Raw genomic sequence first — 18,630 nt, forward strand, 5'->3', positions numbered from 1 at the left:
CCTTATCCGGCGGTCGCGCGGCGGGTAAAACGCCGGCTGGCCAGCAGACTCAGACCGCAGCATAGCAGGTAGTACACCGCGCCGGTGAAGACGAAGATCGCCAGGGGATAGATCTGCACCCGGTTGTTGACCTGGCCGGCCACGGTGGTCAGCTCCGGGACGTTGACGATAAACGCCAGCGACGTGTCTTTCAGCAGGCCGATAAAGATCCCCACCAGCGAGGGCTGAACGTTGCGCAGCGCCTGCGGGAGCAGCACCAGGCGCAGCGTTTGCCCGGGGGCGAACCCCTGGGTCAGCGCCGCCTCATACTGTCCTTTCGGCAGCGACTGCAGCCCGGCCAGCACTGAGTGCATCACCGAGGCGGCGGTAAACCACGCCAGCGCCAGGGTCACGGTCACCGCGCCGGGCAGATCGCCGCCGGTCAGCATCGGCAGCAGATACCACAGCCAGAAGATGACAAATATCAGTGGGATGCCGCGAATAATCTCCGCCCACAGAAACAGCATACGCCGCACCAGCCCGCCGTAGCGCCAGGCCAGGCCCGCCAGCGCAATGCCTCCCGGCAGCGCCAGCAGGGTGGCGCCGATGGCCATCAGCAGGGTCAGCGCCACGCCGCCGGGCTGGCCCTCCGCCAGTCGGCCCCACAGCAGGTAATCGAGGTTATCGGCGATCACCGCCAGATTAGCGTTCATGTTGGGCGCTCCGTTGCAGTTTTCTTCCCGGGCCGAGACGCGTTAGCGCCACGCCCATCGCCACCCCCAGCGCCAGGTACAGCGCGGTACCGACGGCAAACGCCTCCAGCGCGTGCGCGTTATAGCTCTCAATCTGTCGTACCTGATAGGTCAGTTCCGCAAAGCCGATGCCGCTGGCCAGCGATGAGAGTTTCATCAGGTTAAGATACTGGCCGACAATCGGCTGCCAGGCGTTGGCCAGCCCCTGCGGCAGGAGGATAAAGCGCAGCTCCTGCCACGGCGTAAAGCCCTGCGACAGCGCGGCTTCCCGCTGCCCGTGGCTGACGGCGCGCAGTCCGGAGGCGATCTCTTCCACCAGAAAGGCGGAGGTAAAGACCCCCAGCCCCCACATTGAGCAGAGGAACTCCGGCGTCAGCCACCAGACGTTACCCGGCAGAATGGACCAGGCGTGTTCGTCGTTCACCACCTCCTTCACCGCCAGCGGCAGCAGGTTCCAGGCGGCAAAGTACCAGAACAGCAGCTGGACCAGCAGCGGGGTATTGCGAAACAACGAGACCCACGCGGCCACCAGTCCGCGCCCCGCGCGGCCGCCGCCGAGGCGCAGGGCCAGCAGCAGGACCGCCAGCAGGGTGGCGAGCAGGATCCCGGCGACGCTGACCCAGACGGTGGTGAGAAAACCAGAGATAATCCATTGCAACGGCTGCCCGCTCAGGACGCCGTGCCAGTCAAGCATCGGCGTCACGCGAGGCTCTCCTGATGCAGCGGATCCAGCACCTTCTGCAGAAAACGCCGTGCGCGGGCATGCTGCGGATGGGCGAAAAACTCAGCCGGCGGGGCGACCTCGAGAATGTCGCCGCCATCGATAAACACCACCCGGTCGGCAATTTCGCGGGCAAACTGCATCTCATGAGTCACCACCAGCATGGTGATCCCGCTGTGGGCGAGGGTTTTCATCACCTGCAGCACTTCGCCGATCATCTCCGGGTCGAGCGCCGAGGTGGGCTCATCGAACAGGATAATCTGCGGCGAGGAGGCCAGGGCGCGGGCGATCGCCACCCGCTGCTGCTGGCCGCCGGAGAGCTGCGCTGGCATCTGCTGCGCTTTTTCTTCCAGTCCGACCTGGCGCAGCAGCGCCAGCGCCCGCTCCTGAGCCGCACTTTTCCCCCAGCCGTGGACGCGCTCCAGCGCCAGAGTGATGTTCTCCAGCGCCGTCAGGTGGGCGTAAAGGTTGAACTGCTGGAAGACAAAACCGACGCGGCTGCGCAGCTGGCGCAAGGCGCTGCCGCTCAGCCGGCTGGTCGGTTTATCGTCGATCAGGATCTCGCCGCCGCTTAAGGATTCGAGCTGGTTGATCAAGCGGATCAGCGTCGATTTTCCCGAACCGGAAGGGCCAAGGATCGCCACCACTTCGCCGGGGTCGACCTGCAGGTTGATGGCGTTTAGCACCTGATGATCGCCGTAGCGCTTGGCCACATCACGAAACGTAATGCTGGCGCGCTGCAGACGTGAAAAATCCGCGGCCGGGGCCGCGGAGTGGGAGAGTAAACCCGAGAACATATTATTTCGCTTCTATGGTAAAGGCGCGCGGCTGCGGCGTTTTGGTGGCAGGGCCAAACCAGACATCGTAGATTTTTGCGGCTTCGCCGGTTTTCTCCAGCTTCACCAGCTCATCGTTAACGGCTTTCAGCAGGGCCGGTTCGCCTTTCTTCACGCCCACGCCAATCTCTTCTTTGCTGAGCAGGTCGGGCAGAATTTTAAACTTGGCTTTATCCGGCGCTTCCGCCAGCAGACCGGCGAGGATGGTGCTGTCCTGGGTGATGGCCTGGACGTTGCCGTTGCGCAGGGCGGTCAGGGCCAGCGGAATATCGTCATAGGAGAGAACGCGAGCCTGCGGGAAACGCTGGTGCAGGGCCTGTTCGCCGGTGGTGCCTTTCACCGCGCCGATGCGCGCTTTGCTGTACTCATCGAGCTTATCCGGAGAACCGGCCGGCACGAGGAACTGCTGGCCGGTGACGAAATACGGCGTCGAGAAATCAATGACCTGGGCACGCTCCGGGGTGATGGTAATGTCGGCGACGATCAGGTCGGCTTTGCCGGACTGCAGCAGCGGAATACGGTTAGCCGGGTTCGTCGCCACCAGCTCGAGTTTGACGCCGAGCGCTTTCGCCAGCGCCTGGGCAAAGTCGACATCGTAGCCGACGATATGGTGGGTTTTGGCATCCACGGAGCCGAACGGCGGGTTGGCGTCGAAGGTGGCGACTTTCACGACGCCGGCGGCTTTGATGTCAGCCAGCTGGTCTGCCTGTGCCTGAGACGCGAGCAGCAGCATACCCAGCGCCAGTGCAATTTTTGTGGTTTTATTGCGCATGTTTTTTCCCCTGAATCCCTGTTTTGTTTTGTGGACATCACGCTCCCACAAATTCCCCGTCGGCGGCAAAGAAGAAAAAATTCTTATCTATAACGAAAAAGAACTTAACAAACCTGTGGGTATTATTTATACGCCGCTGGCGTTTTACCGGCGCGGCAACGATTGCCGGGCGGTTCCCTCTCCCTCAGGGAGAGGGTTAGGGTGAGGGGAAAGGACCGGGCGTAATATGCGCCAGCCAGGATTGCAAATTCGGAATTAATATTTCCCGCGCCCGGCCAACTGTGGTTGAAATAGACCCAAGCGATTCGCTTCCCGACAGAGGAGAAAATGAAAGTGGCATTGTGGCAACGATTAACGGGCTGGCTGGCTTTTTTGTCCAACGGCGAAGCCGGACAGCAGGATACCCAGCGCGTCATGGAGGCGATACTGCCGGTGGCCAGCCTCTACGGCGTGGACATTGGCAACGTGGAAACCCGGTGGTTCCGTCATGATAAGACATACTGAGCGACGCAGGACTCGAGAAGCCTACTGGAACGAGGTGTGCTTTGTGTAGCAAGAGACTGCCTGAGGTTGCGGCATCATAGGATGCGCCGCCGCAGCCCAGGCAGTTTTGACCACGCTTATCCCCCCAGATACATCCGCTTAATTTCCGGGTTAGTCAGCATCTCCCGCGCCGCGCCTGACAAGGTGATCCGGCCATTCTCCAGGACATACGCCCGATCGGCGATAGCCAGCGCTGCCGTCGCATTCTGCTCCACCAGCAGCACCGTCATATTCTCTTCGCGCAGTTGCTTAATGATGCCGAACAGCTCGCCGACAATTTTCGGCGCCAGTCCGAGGCTCGGTTCATCCAGCATCAATAACACCGGCTCGCTCATCAGCGCCCGGGCGATGGCCAGCATTTGCTGCTCGCCGCCGCTCATGGTGCCCGCCATCTGATGACGCCGCTCCTTGAGCCGTGGAAAGAGGGCATACATGCGATCGCGCAGGCGGGTGTAGCCGGCGAGATTATTGTAAGCGCCCATGCGCAGGTTCTCTTCGATGGTCAGGTTGGTAAAGACCCGACGTCCCTCCGGCACCAGCGCCAGCCCGCGGCGCACAATCTGGTGGGTCTGGCTGCGTGAGATATCGTCGTTGAGGAAGCTGACGCGCCCACTGGAGCGCACCAGGTTGACGATCCCGTTCAGGGTGGAGGTTTTACCGGCGCCATTGCTGCCGATCAGGGTGACGATTTCCCGGTCATAGACGTCGATATCAACGCCTTTCAGCCCCTGGATCACGCCGTAAAAGACCTTTAGTTCCCGGGCGTTAAGCATAATTGGCTTCTCCCAGATAAGCGGAAATGACGTCCGGATGCTGGATCGCCTCGGCCATCAGGCCGCTGAACAGCGGCTTACCGTACTCCAGAACCATCACCCGCTCACACAGGCGGTTGACGAAGGGCATATCGTGCTCAATCAGCAGGACGCTGAGTTGATAGTCATGGCGCATGCGGAAGATAAGTTCTGCCAGATCCTCGGTCTCCTTCGGGTTCATCCCGGCGGCCGGCTCATCGAGCAGCAGCAGCTTCGGCGCGGTGGCCAGCGCGCGGGCGATCTCCACTTTGCGCTGGTTGCCATAGCTCAGGTTTGTGGCCTGCATATGGGCGAAGTGGGCGATGCCGATGTCCTCCAGAATGGCCATGGCTTTGGCTTTCGCCGCCCGTTCGGCCGGAAAGTAGCGGCCAATATGCAGCGCCGCCTCCAGCAGCGAGTAGCGGCTGGCGCGGTCGAGTCCGACCATCACGTTCTCCAGCACCGTCATGGAGTTAAACAGACGGATATTCTGGAAGGTACGGGCGATCCCGGCGTTCACCACCTGGTTGGGCTTCAGCCCCTTCAGCGACGTACCCGCCAGGGTGACGTTGCCGCTGGTGGGTTTATAGTTGGCGGTAATGACGTTAAACAGGGTCGTTTTGCCCGCGCCGTTAGGGCCGATAAGGCCAAAGATCTCCGCTTCATCAACATGGAAGCTGACGTTGTCGATGGCCCGCAGGCCGCCAAACTGCATGGTGACGTCCTGCACCTGCAGGATAACGTTATTTTCCGCCATAGCTGCTGTTCCTTCTTCCCATCTGCCAAATCTCTTTTTTCCCCAGCAGCCCTTCGCGGGCGAAAAGCATGATGATCAGCAACAGCAGGGAGAAGACCACCATTCGCAGGCCCGGATACGCGCCGAGATCGTGACCGAAGAACTGCAGCGGCTGGTCGAGGAAGCGCAGCCATTCGCCGCTGCCGACCACCAGTACGGTGCCGAGCAGGGCGCCGGTGGTGCTGCCGAGTCCGCCGAGGACGATAATAATCAGCAGCTGGAAGGTGAGCATAAAGTCGAACAGCCCCGGGGAAATGGTGGTCAGCAGCGAAGCCAGCAGACCGCCGCCGATCCCTTCGAAGAAGGCGCTGGTGGCGAAGGCGCAGGTTTTGATGCGGAAGGTGTTGACCCCCATGGCGATCGCCGCATCTTCATCGTCGCGAATGGCTTTCATCATCCGGCCATACTTCGACCACACCAGCTGGAGGATCATGCCAGTGGCCAGCAGGGCGAACAGCCCGCACCAGAACAGGAGATGCGGCTGCTGCGGAATATCGTTCAGCCCGATGGCGCCGTTGGTGATTTGCGGGTTGTTAATGGCGAGGATCTTGATGATAAACCCAAAGCCGAGGGTGACGATGGCCAGGTAGTCGCCACGTACCCGGAAGACCGGTACGGCGAGGCACACCGCCAGCGCCGCCGCGCACAGGCCGCTTATCAGCAGGGCAGGGAGGAAGCCCGCGTGCAGGTTGAGGATCCACGGGCTGGGGGCGGCCATTTCAAACATGTCTACCTTGCTGTCGCTGGAGAGGATCAGCAGGGCGGTCACGTAAGCGCCCACCGCCACGAAGCCGTTCGGCTCCAGCGACAGCTGGCCGGTCACGCCGTTGATCAGGTTGTAGCTGACCGCGAGGATCATAAAGATAAAAATGGTGCTGATGACGCGAACAATGTAGTCATTGAAAACCACGTTGATTCCGGCCAGCAGCGCGATACAGATGACAATAATGGCCAGGTTGCGCAGTTGCGCCCCGGCGGTCGTCGTCGCGTTGAGCATCAGAAACGGCTCCTTTCCAGACGTTCGTCGCCCATAATGCCGACCGGGCGGAACAAGAGGACCAGAATCAAGAACAGGAAGGCGAAAGCGTCTTTATAGCCGCCCAGTTCGGGGAAGATCGCCACGGCGACCACCTCGGTAAAACCGAGGATAAAGCCGCCCAGCACCGCGCCGGTGACGCTGCCGATCCCACCCAGCACGGCGGCGGCAAAGGCCTTCAGGCCGATAAGCACGCCCATCAGGGGATCGATAGTGGGGTAGCTGATGGAGTAGAACACGCCGCCGAGCGCCGCGAGACTACTGCCGAGGGCGAAGACCAGGGAGATGATCCGGTTGGCGTCAATGCCCATCAGGCGCACGGTGTTGACGTCAAAGGCCACCGCGCGGATCGCCATCCCATAGCGGGTGCGGTACAGCAGCCAGAGGATCGCCAGCAGCAGCAGGACGGTGATCAGCGGCACAATCCACGCCACGTTGGTAATGATGACGCTGCCGAAGGCGCGGGTCTGGTTGAAAAAGTCAGGGGCGGAGAAGAAGCGTGAGCTGCCGCCGAACAGCACGTTAAACAGGTTTTCGAGGAAGAAGCTGACGCCGATGGCGGTGATCAGCATGGAGATTTTCGAGGCCTGGCGCAGCGGACGATAGGCGACCCGGTCAATCAGCATACCAAACAGGCCGCACAGCCCGAGGGTCAGGAAAACGGCTACCCCGAAGGGTAGCCCAACTGAAGAAAATAAAAACAGCGTACTAAACGCGCCGACCATCATGACGTCCGCATGGGCGAAATTGATCAGCCGTAGCACGCCATAAACCATCGTATAACCGATGGCAATCAGGGCGTACATGCCCCCAAGACTCATTCCATTGACCACTTGCTGGAGAAAAATGGCGCCGTCCATTTTGTAGCCTCGTCACAACTTAAGGGTTAACCACGGTACGAAACGCCAGCTTGCCATCTTTCACTTCGTTGATGACCGCGCTGCGAATGGCATCGCCGTTCTGTAACGTCAGCGTGCCGGTCACGCCCTGGAAACCTTTGGTGGCGCGGATTTTTTCATTCACGCAGACCCGATCATGGGGATCGCTGCACTGGTTCATGGCGTTGACGATGACGTTATAGGCGTCCGCCGCCATTGCGCCCCAGGTATGGGTCGGCTGCTGGTATTTGGTTTCCCAGGCTTTGATGAAGGTTTCCCCGGCCGGGGTCTGCTCTTTGGCGTTCGGCGAGTAATAATCGGTGGTCATATAGCCGTTGACCGCGTCTTTACCGACATCGAAGAAGACCTGATCTGCGGCCAGACCGTCGCCGCCTACCACCGGTTTGTTGAGCCCCAGTTGTTTAGACTGCACGGCAATCAGCGCCCCTTCGGTGTAGTAGATCGGCATGTAAATCATGTCGACATTCTTCGCCTTGACGCTCGCCAGCTGGGCTTTAAAGTCCTTGCTGCCGCCTGGGGCCTGTACCTCGATGGGAATGGTGCCGCCGTTTTTCAGGAACTGGGTGCGGAACGCTTTCGCCAGGCCGACGGAGTAGTCGTTGCTGCTGTCAAACACGATGGCGGCGGTTTTGGCTTTCAGATCGCGGGAGGCCAGATTGGCCCCGACCACCCCCTGGAAGCTGTCCGAGAAGCAGACCCGGCTGACGTACGGATGGTTACGGGTGACGCGGTCGTTGGTGGCGGTGGAGGAGACCAGCGGCGTTTTGCTGTCGTCGGCGATTTTGGTCATCGCCAGGGTGTTGGAGGAGGTGACTTCACCGATCACGGCATCCACTTTATCGCTGGAGACCAGCCGCTGCATGGCGTTGGCCGCTTCGACTTTGTCGCTTTTATCATCGATAACGATAAGCTTAATGGTATCGCCATTTTTTAACGTCGGGGTGATGGCCTGAATAATGTCCAGCCCTTTCTGCGACGGCTGGCCGTAGCCGCTGAGGGCGCCGCTCAGGGGTAATACCACCCCGATTTTAATTTCCGCTGCCTGCGCGCTGCTGGCGCCGACCAGCGCGGCAACCAGCGTGGCCATTAAAGACGCTTTCCCGGAAAACGATTTCATTGGTATTTCTCCGTCGGTCGATTATTTATCTTTAACCATCAATGACTGCATAACATTGACGAATAATTCGCCAGCGTGTCCGGCGAATTATTGGCTGTTATGTTGAATAGATAACGAGATATATACCCTAAATAATTCGAGTCGCATGAAGGCGGCAAGTGAGCGAGTCCCCAGGCGCTTACAGAAGTCAGTGACTGGGGGGAGAGAACGCCGCCAACGCACATGCAACTTGAAATATGACGGATATTGTTAATGCGCTGATTTACCTTACAACGTCCGTTTCGTTTTTACTCATGCAATATTCTTATTACCTGCAGGGAAGGGCATAGGGCTGGCGACAACACGGTTTTTGGTACGGTGAACGCATTTTATCGGCGGGCGGCTGACGCCTTACCCAGTCTGGGAAATAGGCCATATAAACCGGTTGAACGGTTTGCGCAGGCCCGCGCAAGCGAAGCGTCGCCGGGCAATTTCAGCGCGCACCCGAATATAATATTCAGGTGCGCCAGGTCATATTGAAAATCTATTCTGCTACTCACGTGACTTATTATTTTAAAGGGGTCAACGGTTTTATTTTCCCATGCAGCGCTGGATTATCACTTTCATCTTTTAACTGCACGCCGGTGACGCGGCGTAAAAAAGCCTGCTCCAGCAGCCAGGCCAGTTTAAAGGCGGCGGCGTCATGGCTTAATCCCTCCGGACGAATATTGGAGATACAGTTGCGCTCAGATTCCAGACGCTGACGATGGGGCTGCCAGGTAAGGTAGACGCCGAGGCTGTCCGGCGAGGAGAGACCCGGTCGTTCGCCAATCAGGATCGCCACCGCGCGGGCTTTCAGGGTTTCGCCAATATCATCCCCCAGCGCCACCCGCGACTGATGCGCCAGCACTACCGGCGCCAGGCCGATACCCAGCGTCTGCAGATAGGGCAGCAGGGCGCGGATCAATGGCACCGCCTGGCGCTCTACCGCCCAGGAAGAGAGGCCATCGCCGATCACCAGCAGCAGATCGGCGGGGCGGACGCCGCTGGCGGCGAGGTCGGCGCGGCTTTCGTCGGCGAGCTGCCGCCCGAGATCCGGACGCCGCAGATAGGTGTGACGGTCCGGCGCGGCGCTGTGCACCGTCAGGGCGTCGAGGCCGAGCGCCGCCAGCGGCGCCACCAGCTGCTGGCTGGCGAACGGCTGATGAATGGCATCCCGCGCTCTGGCGTGGGCCAGACCAAAGTTGAGGACTTCGCGGGTCGGCAGGCTGGCGCCGCTGCGCCCCAGGGCGATCCGCGCATCGGTAAATTCACGCAGCGGGTTCCAGGCATCGGGACGGTTCATACGGGGGCTCCTTGCGGCAGGACGGACAACAGCGGATGGCGGGCGTCGGTGAGCCGCAGCGCGCCGTGCGGATCAATAATCTGCATCTTCGCCAGCCAGTCGGCGAACTCCGGGGCATGCTTTAAGCCCAGCAGGCGACGGGCGTACAGCGCGTCATGGAACGAGGTGCTCTGGTAATTGAGCATGATATCGTCCGCTCCAGGCACGCCAATCAGGAAGGTGAGCCCGGCGGTGCACAGCAGAGTCAGCAGGGTGTCCATATCATCCTGATCCGCTTCCGCGTGGTTGGTATAGCAGACGTCGCAGCCGATCGGCAGGCCCATCAGCTTGCCGCAGAAATGATCCTCCAGCCCGGCGCGAATAATCTGCTTGCCGTCGTAGAGATACTCCGGACCGATAAAGCCGACCACGGTATTGACCAGTAGCGGTTCAAAGTGGCGGGCGACCGCGTAGGCCCGCGCCTCACAGGTCTGCTGGTCGACGCCGTGGTGGGCGTTGGCCGACAGGCAGCTTCCCTGGCCGGTCTCAAAATACATCACATTGTTGCCGAGGGTACCGCGCCTGAGGCTGAGGGCCGCCTCGCGGGCCTCCTGCAGCATGGCAAGATTGATGCCGAAGCCGCTGTTGGCCGCTTCGGTTCCGGCTACCGACTGAAACACCAGATCCACCGGTGCGCCGCGCTCAATCAGCTGCAGCGTATTGGTGACATGGGTCAGAATGCAGGACTGGGTGGGAATGGCGAAGCGCTGAATAATATCGTCCAGCATGACGTTCAGCTGCGCCAGCACCGGTAAGCTGTCGCTGGCCGGGTTGATGCCAATCACCGCGTCCCCGGCGCCGTACAGCAGCCCGTCGAGCATACTGGCGGCGATGCCTTTCAGATCGTCGGTGGGATGGTTGGGCTGCAGGCGCACGCTGAGGTGGCCGGGCAGGCCGATGGTGTTGCGAAAGCGCGTCACCACCTGGCATTTGCTGGCGGCAAGGATCAGATCCTGATTGCGCATCAGCTTACTGACCGCCGCCGCCATCTCCGGGGTGATGGCGCGGGCGACCCGCTGCAGCGTGGCGGTATCGGTGGCATCATCCAGCAGCCAGTCGCGAAAATCGCCGACCGTCAGGTGACGCAGGGCGGCAAAGCCCTGCGCATCATGGGTGTCGAGGATCAGGCGGGTCACTTCATCCTGCTCGTAAGGGATAAGCGGGTTGTCGAGAATGTCGGTCAGCGGCACCTCGGCGAGGGCCATTTTCGCCGCCATCCGCTCTTCGGCTGAGGTGGCGATAACCCCCGCGAGGGCGTCGCCGGAGCGGGCCGGCGACGCTTTTGCCATCAACGTTTTCAGACTATCAAAGCGCCATACCTGGCCCGATAGCGTGGTTTTATACATGCCGCCTCCTCAGGAGACCGTGCGCAGTTGAGGATCCACTGGCGCCCGTTCACGGGCTGCTGCGGTTTTGCGGAACCATAGGTAGCCGCCGAGCATCATCGCCGCGAAAATCAGCGCCAGCAGCAGGTTATACCAGACCATCGCTACCAGGCAGATCACCGCCATGCCGAGGGCAAAGGCCGGCGCCAGCGGGTAGAGCGGGGCGCGGAACGGACGGATCAGCTTCGGCTCGCTACGGCGCAGTTTGAACAGCGCCGCCATGGAAGTGATATACATAACAATAGCCCCAAATACCGACATGGTGACGATACAGGCGGTCAGCGGCATGCCGCTGATGGTGATCAGCGAGTCGGAGAAGATCGCGGCGATACCGACCACGCCGCCGGCGAGGATCGCCAGATGCGGGGTACGGGTGCGGCGGTTGAGGGTCGCCAGCCCGGCGGGCAGATAGCCGGCGCGGGCGAGGGAGTAGATCTGCCGCGAATAGCCCATAATGATCCCGTGGAAGGAGGCGACGAGGCCAAACAGCCCCAGCCACACCAGCATATGCAGCCAGCCGCTGCCATTGCCCACGACCGTCTTCATCGCCTGGGGCAGCGGATCGTTAATATTGGAGAGCGCGCGCCAGTCGCCGACGCCGCCGGCGAAGACCATCACGCCGATCGCCAGCACCGTCAGCGTCAGAATGCCGCCGCCCAGGGCGCGCGGAATGGTGCGCTGCGGATCTTTGGCCTCTTCGGCCGCCATGGAGGCCCCTTCAATGGCGAGGAAGAACCAGATAGCGAACGGAATGGCGGCGAACATCCCCGGCAGCGCCAGGCCGCTGAAGCTTTCCGCGCCCGCCCAGCCGTTAGTGGTGAAGTGGCTCCAGGAGAAGCCGGGCGCGACCACGCCCATGAACACCAGCAACTCGAAGATGGCCAGCAGGGTGACGATCAGCTCGAAGGTGGCGGCAATGCCGACGCCGAGAATATTGAGCGTCATAAAGATCACGTAAGCGCCGCAGGCGACCCATTTCGGATCCAGCGCCGGAAACTGCACGTTGAGGTAGGCGCCGATGGCCATGGCGATGGCCGGCGGGGCGAAGACGAATTCAATCAGGGTGGCAAAACCAGCGATAAAGCCGCCGGTGGGCCCGAAGGCGCGGTAGGCGTAGGCGAAAGGGCCGCCAGCGTGCGGGATGGCGGTGGTCAGCTCGGTAAAGCTGAAAATAAAGGCGCAGTACATCGCGGCGACCGCCAGGGCGACGACCATAAACCCCATCGTGCCCGCCTGTGACCAGCCGTAGCTCCAGCCGAAGTACTCCCCGGATATCACCAGTCCGACGGCGATCCCCCATAAACGAAAACTGCCGAGCGTTCTTTTTAAGGTGGTGGTTTGCTCTGTCATACGTGTTGCCTCGCCAGATAGAAAGGTTCTGAACGACAGGCTGCAAAGAGAGTGCCAGAACGTTGTCTGTCGCGAGGAGGCGTCAGTCCGTGGCGCGCCCGCCGGCGCTGCGCAAAAATGGGGCAGGCTGCACGCTGTCGGCGCGTGCTCTGGTGCAGCGGCTTTGCTTTTTCCGCGGCGTCACGGTATAACTCTTCTTCTTTTGGATGTTTAGATGTCTATACGTTTATACGCATCATGACCCGGGCAAGCGGGCTGGCGTGAGAAAATAAAATGCAAAGCACAACACAACAACAAGGTGGGCAACTGAAGCGCACCATGAAAACGCGCCATCTGATCATGCTGTCGCTCGGCGGCGTGATTGGCACCGGCTTATTCTTTAATACCGGCTATATCATCTCTACCACCGGCGCGGCCGGGACGCTGCTGGCGTACCTGATTGGCGCTCTGGTGGTTTGGCTGGTGATGCAGTGTCTCGGTGAACTGTCGGTGGCGATGCCGGAGACCGGCGCCTTCCACGTTTACGCGGCGCGCTATCTTGGCCCGGCGACGGGTTATACCGTGGCGTGGCTCTACTGGCTGACGTGGACGGTGGCGTTGGGGTCGAGTTTTACCGCGGCGGGCTTCTGCATGCAGTACTGGTTCCCGCAGGTGCCGGTCTGGATCTGGTGCGTGGTATTCTGCGCAGTGATCTTCGGCCTTAATATCATTTCGACGCGCTTCTTCGCCGAAGGCGAGTTCTGGTTCTCGCTGGTGAAAGTGATCACCATCATCGCGTTTATTATTCTCGGCGGCGCGGCCATTTTCGGCTTCATTCCGATGCAGGATGGCTCCCCGGCGCCGGGCCTGCATAATATCACCGCCGAAGGCTGGTTCCCGCACGGCGGCCTGCCGATCCTGATGACCATGGTGGCGGTGAACTTCGCCTTCTCCGGAACGGAGCTTATCGGCATTGCCGCCGGAGAGACGGAAAACCCGCACAAGGTCATTCCGGTCGCCATCCGCACCACCATCGCCCGGCTGATTATTTTCTTTATCGGCACCGTGTTTGTGCTGGCGGCGCTGATCCCAATGCAGCAGGCGGGGGTGGAGAAAAGCCCCTTCGTGCTGGTGTTTGAAAAGGTGGGCATCCCTTACGCGGCGGACATTTTCAACTTCGTGATCCTGACGGCGATCCTGTCGGCGGCTAACTCCGGCCTGTACGCTTCCGGACGGATGCTGTGGTCGCTGTCGAACGAGAAGACGCTGCCGGCCTGCTTTGCCACAGTCAATAAACGGGGCGTGCCGGTGACCGCGCTGTCGGTGAGTATGCTGGGTGGCGTGCTGGCGTTGTTCTCCAGCGTGGTGGCGCCCGATACGGTGTTTGTGGCGCTGTCGGCGATCTCCGGCTTTGCGGTGGTGGCGGTGTGGTTGAGCATCTGCGCCTCACACTTTATGTTCCGCCGCCGCCATCTGCAGCAGGGTAAGGCCCTGGGCGATCTGCAGTATCGCGCTCCCTGGTATCCGGTGGTGCCCGTTCTGGGCTTTGTGCTGTGCCTGGTGGCCTGCGTGGGCCTCGCCTTTGACCCGAGCCAGAGAATTGCGCTGTGGTGCGGGATCCCCTTTGTGGCCCTGTGCTATGGTGCCTGGTATCTCACTCGTTCACGGAATATGACTCAGGAGTCCCAACATGTCGCAGACTAATCCGTTCACTGCCCTTCTGGCCGCCCAGCCTTATGTCCTGCTGGACGGCGCTATGGCCACCGAGCTGGAGGCCCGCGGTTGCGATCTGGCCGACAGCCTGTGGTCGGCGAAAGTGCTGCTGGAGAACCCACAGCTGATCCGCGATGTGCATCTCGACTACTTTCGCGCCGGGGCGCAGGTGGCGATCACCGCCAGCTATCAGGCCACTCCCGCCGGCTTTGCCGCGCGCGGGCTGGATGATGCGCAGTCCCGGGCGCTGATCGGCAAAAGCGTCGAACTGGCGCGCAAGGCACGCGAGGCGTACCTCGCCGAGAACCCGCAGGCTGGCACGCTGCTGGTGGCCGGTTCGGTAGGGCCGTATGGCGCGTTTCTCGCCGACGGCTCGGAGTATCGCGGCGATTATCAGCGCAGCGCGGCAGAGTTCCAGGATTTCCACCGCCCGCGCGTCGAAGCCCTTCTGGATGCGGGCGCCGACCTGCTGGCCTGTGAAACCCTGCCGTCCTTCGCTGAGATCCAGGCGCTGACGGCCCTGCTGCAAGACTATCCCCGCGCCCGCGCCTGGTACTCTTTCACGCTGCGCGACGCCGAACATCTCAGCGATGGCACGCCGCTGCGCGAGGTGATGACTGCCCTGGCGAATAACCCGCAGGTGGTGGCGGTGGGCATCAACTGTATCGCCCTGGAAAATACGCCCGCGGCGCTGGCGCATCTGCACAGCCTGACGGCCTTGCCGCTGGTGGTCTATCCTAACTCCGGCGAACATTATGATGCGGTGAGCAAGACCTGGCACCATCATGGCGAAGCCTGCGCCACCCTGGCGGATTATCTGCCGCAGTGGCTGGCGGCCGGGGCGAAGCTGATTGGCGGCTGCTGCCGCACCACGCCGAAGGATATCGCCGCGCTTAACGCGAAGCGCTGAGTTTTGTGCCGGGTGGCGCTGCGCTTACCCGGCCTACACATTGCGCGATCCGTCGCCGGCACGCGGCGCCAACCCACCGCACAAAACCAACTATCCTTTCCCGCTTTTGTTCTAAAAACGATTCGCTATTAGCCAGAATTTTTAATTACTTCATCTGCATCCTGATGCCGGAAATACTGCACCTATAACAACTCAGGGGAAGCAGACACTATGGCATTCACATCGCGAATTACTCTTCTGGCGGCGCTGGCCGTCGCCGCCTTCCAGGCGCAGGCGGTCAACGTGACCGTGGCGTATCAAACCTCCGCTGAGCCGGCGAAAGTCGCCCAGGCGGACAATACCTTCGCCAAAACCAGCGGCGCGACCGTCGACTGGCGGAAATTTGACAGCGGCGCCAGCGTGGTGCGCGCCCTGGCCTCCGGCGATGTGCAGATCGGCAATATCGGCTCCAGCCCGCTGGCGGTGGCCGCCAGTCAGCAGGTGCCGATCGAAGTGTTCCTGCTCGCCTCAAAGCTCGGCAACTCCGAAGCGCTGGTGGTGAAAAAGAGCATCACTAAACCGGAAGATCTGATCGGCAAGCGCATTGCCGTGCCGTTTATCTCCACCACCCACTACAGCCTGCTGTCGGCGCTCAAACACTGGGGCATCAAGCCGGGACAGGTGCAGATTATTAACCTGCAGCCGCCAGCGATTATCGCCGCCTGGCAGCGCGGGGATATCGATGGCGCTTACGTCTGGGCGCCAGCGGTTAACGAACTGGAAAAAGAGGGCAAGGTGCTGACCGATTCCGCGCAGGTTGGGGAGTGGGGCGCGCCAACCCTCGACGTCTGGGTGGTCCGTAAGGACTTCGCCGAGCAGCATCCGGAGATCGTCAAAGCCTTTGCTAAAAGCGCCATCGACGCCCAGCAGCCCTACATCGCCAACCCGGAAACATGGCTGAAACAGCCGGACAACATCAGCAAGCTGGCGCGCCTGAGCGGCGTGCCGGAAGCCGATGTTCCGGGGCTGGTGAAGGGGAACACCTATCTGACCGCCGCTGAGCAGGCGCAGGCATTGAACGGCCCGGTCAATCAGGCCATCGTCGATACCGCGCGCTTCCTGAAAGAGCAGGGCAAAGTGCCTGCGGCGGGAACCGATTATCGTCAGTACGTCACTGACCGTTTCGTGAAGTAAAGGAGGCGGCGATGCTGCAAATCTCGCATCTTTCCGCCGACTACGGCGGTAAACCGGCGCTGGCGGATATCAACCTGACGCTGGAGAGTGGGGAGCTGTTGGTGGTGCTGGGGCCCTCGGGCTGCGGTAAAACTACCCTGCTGAACCTGATTGCCGGATTCGTGCCCTATCAGCACGGCAGCATCACCCTCGAAGGTCAGCGGGTGACCGGGCCGGGCGCAGAGCGCGGCGTGGTCTTCCAGAATGAAGGCCTGCTGCCGTGGCGCAATGTGCAGGATAACGTGGCGCTGGGCCTCCAGCTGGCGGGCGTGGATAAAGCGCAGCGCCGGCAAGCGGCGGCGCAGATGCTGAAGAAGGTCGGCCTCGAAGGGGCGGAAAAGCGCTTTATCTGGCAGCTGTCCGGCGGTCAACGCCAGCGGGTGGGTATCGCCCGGGCGCTGGCGGCGAATCCGCAGCTGTTGCTGCTGGATGAGCCCTTCGGCGCGCTTGACGCCTTTACCCGCGAGCAGATGCAAACGCTGTTGTTGACGCTCTGGCATGAGACCGGCAAACAGGTGCTGCTGATCACCCATGACATTGAAGAAGCCATTTTCATGGCGACCGAGCTGGTGCTGCTGTCGCCGGGGCCGGGTCGGGTGGTGGAGCGGCTGCCGCTTGATTTCAGCCGTCGTTTTGTCGCGGGAGAACCCTGCCGCAGCATCAAATCCGACCCGCGCTTTATTGAACAGCGGGAATACATTCTGAGCCGGGTGTTTGACCAACGGGAGGCTTTCTCATGAGCGTGCTACTGAACGACAAACCGCGTCAGTCGACGCTGAAGTGGCGCTGGCCGCTCTCCCGTCAGCTCACCCTCAGCGTGGCGACCCTGGCGGTGCTGCTGGCCGTCTGGTGGGCGGTCGCGGCGCTGCAGCTGATTAGCCCGCTGTTTCTGCCGCCGCCGGGCCAGGTGCTGCAGAAGCTTATCACTATCGCCGGGCCGCAGGGTTTTATGGATGCGACGCTCTGGCAGCATCTGGCGGCGAGCCTGACGCGGATCGTCATCGCCCTGCTGGCGGCAGTGCTTATTGGCGTCCCAGTGGGGATCGCCATGGGGCTCAACCCGACGGTGCGTGGGATCCTCGATCCGCTGATCGAACTCTATCGTCCGGTGCCGCCGTTGGCCTACCTACCGCTGATGGTGATCTGGTTTGGCATCGGTGAAACCTCGAAGATCCTGCTGATCTACCTGGCGATTTTCGCCCCGGTAGCGATGTCGGCGCTGGCAGGGGTAAAAAGCGCGCAGCAGGTGCGCATTCGCGCCGCCCGTTCGCTGGGCGCCAGCCGGGCGCAGGTGCTGTGGCTGGTGATCCTCCCCGGCGCGCTGCCGGAGATCCTCACCGGGCTGCGCATTGGTCTCGGGGTGGGTTGGTCAACGCTGGTGGCCGCTGAGCTGATCGCCGCCACTCGCGGGTTAGGGTTTATGGTGCAGTCTGCTGGCGAGTTTCTCGCGACCGATGTGGTGCTGGCGGGGATCGCGGTGATTGCCATTATCGCCTTTTTACTGGAACTGGGTCTGCGCGCGCTGCAGCGGCGCCTGACGCCCTGGCATGGAGAAGTACAATGAGTGAACGTCTGAGCATTACCCCGCTGGGGCCGTATATTGGCGCGCAGGTGACCGGGGCGGATTTAACCCGTCCGCTGAGCGACAACCAGTTTGAACAGCTGTATCACGCGGTACTGCGTCATCAGGTGGTGTTCCTGCGCGAGCAGAATATCACCCCGGCGCAACAGCGCGACCTGGCGCTGCGGTTTGGCGACCTGCATATCCATCCGGTCTACCCTCACGCCCCTGGCGTGGAAGAGATTATCGTCCTCGATACCCACAACGATAATCCCCCGGACAATGACAACTGGCATACCGATGTCACCTTTATCGATACGCCGCCCGCTGGCGCCATTCTGGCGGCGAAAGAGCTGCCGACAACCGGCGGAGACACCCTGTGGACCAGCGGCATCGCCGCCTGGGAAGCGCTGTCAGAACCTTTCCGGCAGCTGCTGAGCGGCCTGCATGCCGAACACGATTTCCGCAAATCGTTCCAGGAGTATAAGTACAACAAGACCGAAGCCGAGCATCGGCGCTGGCAGGAAGCGGTGGCGAAGCATCCGCCGCTGCTGCATCCGGTAGTGCGTACCCACCCGGTGACCGGCAAGCAGGCGCTGTTCGTTAATGAAGGGTTTACCACGCGAATTGTCGAGGTGAGCGAGAAAGAGAGCGCGGCGCTGCTGAACTTCCTGTTTGCCCATGTGACTAAACCGGAGTTTCAGGTGCGCTGGCGCTGGCAGCCGAACGATGTCGCTATCTGGGATAACCGGGTGACCCAGCATTACGCTAACGCCGACTATCTGCCACAGCGGCGGATCATGCACCGGGCGACGATCCTCGGCGATAAGCCGTATTACCGGGCGGGGTAATGCTTGTAGCCGGTTAAGGCATCAGCCGCCCTTTTCCGGGCTACCGATCCGTCGGAAACGGTGA

Annotated in this window: 21 protein-coding genes; 9 read left to right on the forward strand and 12 right to left on the reverse strand. The window is 61.3% G+C overall.

All coding sequences use genetic code 11. The features are described 5' to 3' along the window. Window positions 1-2: 2 nt before the first annotated feature. The 4 genes from CWM53_RS20920 to CWM53_RS20935 are packed head-to-tail and all read right to left on the reverse strand — an operon-like array spanning window position 3 to window position 3,060. The gene (locus tag CWM53_RS20920) at window positions 3-692 is read right to left on the reverse strand and encodes an amino acid ABC transporter permease (RefSeq protein WP_100631412.1); all 690 of its coding nucleotides are present in this window, start codon (window positions 690-692) and stop codon (window positions 3-5) included. After that, a complete protein-coding gene (locus tag CWM53_RS20925; RefSeq protein ID WP_012968860.1) occupies window positions 682-1,434 on the reverse strand; it encodes an amino acid ABC transporter permease in 753 nt (250 codons plus the stop codon). Before CWM53_RS20925 ends, CWM53_RS20920 begins: the two co-directional genes overlap by 11 nt. Next, window positions 1,431-2,249 carry an amino acid ABC transporter ATP-binding protein gene (locus CWM53_RS20930; protein WP_100729399.1) on the reverse strand — a complete coding sequence of 273 codons (819 nt, stop codon included), beginning with the start codon at window positions 2,247-2,249 and terminating at the stop codon, window positions 1,431-1,433. Before CWM53_RS20930 ends, CWM53_RS20925 begins: the two co-directional genes overlap by 4 nt. A gap of 1 nt (window position 2,250) precedes the next feature. After that, entirely contained in the window at window positions 2,251-3,060 is an 810-nt protein-coding gene (locus tag CWM53_RS20935) for an ABC transporter substrate-binding protein (RefSeq protein WP_002890106.1), read from the reverse strand. A gap of 327 nt (window positions 3,061-3,387) precedes the next feature. Here CWM53_RS20935 and CWM53_RS20945 point away from each other — a divergent pair, with 327 nt between their 5' ends. Further along, window positions 3,388-3,564: a hypothetical protein gene (locus CWM53_RS20945; RefSeq protein ID WP_012542732.1), complete on the forward strand. Its 177-nt coding sequence runs from the start codon at window positions 3,388-3,390 to the stop codon at window positions 3,562-3,564. A 116-nt stretch (window positions 3,565-3,680) separates the two neighbouring features. On the opposite strand, the gene CWM53_RS20950 is transcribed toward CWM53_RS20945, so the two are convergent. Genes CWM53_RS20950 through CWM53_RS20970 form a run of 5 tightly spaced genes read right to left on the reverse strand, consistent with a single transcriptional unit; the run spans window position 3,681 to window position 8,212 of the window. After that, window positions 3,681-4,376 (reverse strand): ABC transporter ATP-binding protein, encoded by a 696-nt coding sequence (locus tag CWM53_RS20950; RefSeq protein ID WP_004204908.1) that lies wholly within the window; start codon window positions 4,374-4,376, stop codon window positions 3,681-3,683. After that, entirely contained in the window at window positions 4,369-5,151 is a 783-nt protein-coding gene (locus CWM53_RS20955) for an ABC transporter ATP-binding protein (RefSeq protein ID WP_008805323.1), read from the reverse strand. Before CWM53_RS20955 ends, CWM53_RS20950 begins: the two co-directional genes overlap by 8 nt. After that, window positions 5,138-6,187, reverse strand: coding sequence for a branched-chain amino acid ABC transporter permease (locus tag CWM53_RS20960; RefSeq protein ID WP_061155620.1), 1,050 nt, complete (start codon window positions 6,185-6,187; stop codon window positions 5,138-5,140). Before CWM53_RS20960 ends, CWM53_RS20955 begins: the two co-directional genes overlap by 14 nt. Next, entirely contained in the window at window positions 6,187-7,086 is a 900-nt protein-coding gene (locus tag CWM53_RS20965) for a branched-chain amino acid ABC transporter permease (protein ID WP_002890128.1), read from the reverse strand. Before CWM53_RS20965 ends, CWM53_RS20960 begins: the two co-directional genes overlap by 1 nt. Before the next feature lie 19 nt (window positions 7,087-7,105). After that, a complete protein-coding gene (locus CWM53_RS20970) occupies window positions 7,106-8,212 on the reverse strand; it encodes an ABC transporter substrate-binding protein (protein WP_162677948.1) in 1,107 nt (368 codons plus the stop codon). On the opposite strand from CWM53_RS20970, the gene CWM53_RS31265 reads away from it, so the two are divergent. Next, on the forward strand, window positions 8,205-8,348 hold the full coding sequence (locus CWM53_RS31265; RefSeq protein ID WP_165784183.1) for a hypothetical protein: 144 nt from the start codon (window positions 8,205-8,207) through the stop codon (window positions 8,346-8,348). The two genes, CWM53_RS20970 and CWM53_RS31265, sit on opposite strands and share 8 nt — an antisense overlap. A 441-nt stretch (window positions 8,349-8,789) precedes the next feature. Here CWM53_RS31265 and eutC read toward each other — a convergent pair whose 3' ends face one another. From eutC to eat, 3 genes are read right to left on the reverse strand one after another with little or no spacing between them, the layout of a single operon-like run. Further along, on the reverse strand, window positions 8,790-9,566 hold the full coding sequence (gene eutC, locus CWM53_RS20980; protein ID WP_064166043.1) for an ethanolamine ammonia-lyase subunit EutC: 777 nt from the start codon (window positions 9,564-9,566) through the stop codon (window positions 8,790-8,792). Continuing rightward, window positions 9,563-10,951, reverse strand: a complete 1,389-nt coding sequence (locus CWM53_RS20985) for an ethanolamine ammonia-lyase subunit EutB (protein ID WP_025713481.1) — start codon at window positions 10,949-10,951, stop codon at window positions 9,563-9,565. Before CWM53_RS20985 ends, eutC begins: the two co-directional genes overlap by 4 nt. A 9-nt stretch (window positions 10,952-10,960) precedes the next feature. Continuing rightward, window positions 10,961-12,340 carry an ethanolamine permease gene (eat, locus tag CWM53_RS20990; RefSeq protein ID WP_061155617.1) on the reverse strand — a complete coding sequence of 460 codons (1,380 nt, stop codon included), beginning with the start codon at window positions 12,338-12,340 and terminating at the stop codon, window positions 10,961-10,963. A gap of 62 nt (window positions 12,341-12,402) precedes the next feature. Here eat and CWM53_RS31270 point away from each other — a divergent pair, with 62 nt between their 5' ends. The 7 genes from CWM53_RS31270 to tauD all read left to right on the forward strand — a co-directional run bounded on the left by CWM53_RS31270 (window position 12,403) and on the right by tauD (window position 18,566). Continuing rightward, window positions 12,403-12,531, forward strand: coding sequence for a hypothetical protein (locus tag CWM53_RS31270; RefSeq protein ID WP_165785109.1), 129 nt, complete (start codon window positions 12,403-12,405; stop codon window positions 12,529-12,531). A gap of 82 nt (window positions 12,532-12,613) precedes the next feature. After that, window positions 12,614-14,023, forward strand: coding sequence for an S-methylmethionine permease (mmuP, locus tag CWM53_RS20995; RefSeq protein WP_100631414.1), 1,410 nt, complete (start codon window positions 12,614-12,616; stop codon window positions 14,021-14,023). Then, entirely contained in the window at window positions 14,010-14,942 is a 933-nt protein-coding gene (mmuM, locus tag CWM53_RS21000) for a homocysteine S-methyltransferase (protein WP_100676216.1), read from the forward strand. Before mmuP ends, mmuM begins: the two co-directional genes overlap by 14 nt. Before the next feature lie 210 nt (window positions 14,943-15,152). Beyond that, window positions 15,153-16,115, forward strand: coding sequence for a taurine ABC transporter substrate-binding protein (gene tauA / locus CWM53_RS21005; RefSeq protein ID WP_008805331.1), 963 nt, complete (start codon window positions 15,153-15,155; stop codon window positions 16,113-16,115). An 11-nt stretch (window positions 16,116-16,126) separates the two neighbouring features. Further along, on the forward strand, window positions 16,127-16,894 hold the full coding sequence (gene tauB, locus CWM53_RS21010) for a taurine ABC transporter ATP-binding subunit (protein WP_023288561.1): 768 nt from the start codon (window positions 16,127-16,129) through the stop codon (window positions 16,892-16,894). Beyond that, window positions 16,891-17,718 (forward strand): taurine ABC transporter permease TauC, encoded by an 828-nt coding sequence (gene tauC, locus CWM53_RS21015; protein WP_074386773.1) that lies wholly within the window; start codon window positions 16,891-16,893, stop codon window positions 17,716-17,718. The genes tauB and tauC overlap by 4 nt, the downstream gene beginning before the upstream one ends. Continuing rightward, entirely contained in the window at window positions 17,715-18,566 is an 852-nt protein-coding gene (tauD, locus tag CWM53_RS21020) for a taurine dioxygenase (protein ID WP_004144604.1), read from the forward strand. Before tauC ends, tauD begins: the two co-directional genes overlap by 4 nt. Window positions 18,567-18,630 lie beyond the last annotated feature (64 nt).

It is taken from the genome of Klebsiella sp. A-Nf5 (assembly GCF_002810545.1).
Classification (GTDB): domain Bacteria; phylum Pseudomonadota; class Gammaproteobacteria; order Enterobacterales; family Enterobacteriaceae; genus Klebsiella; species Klebsiella variicola.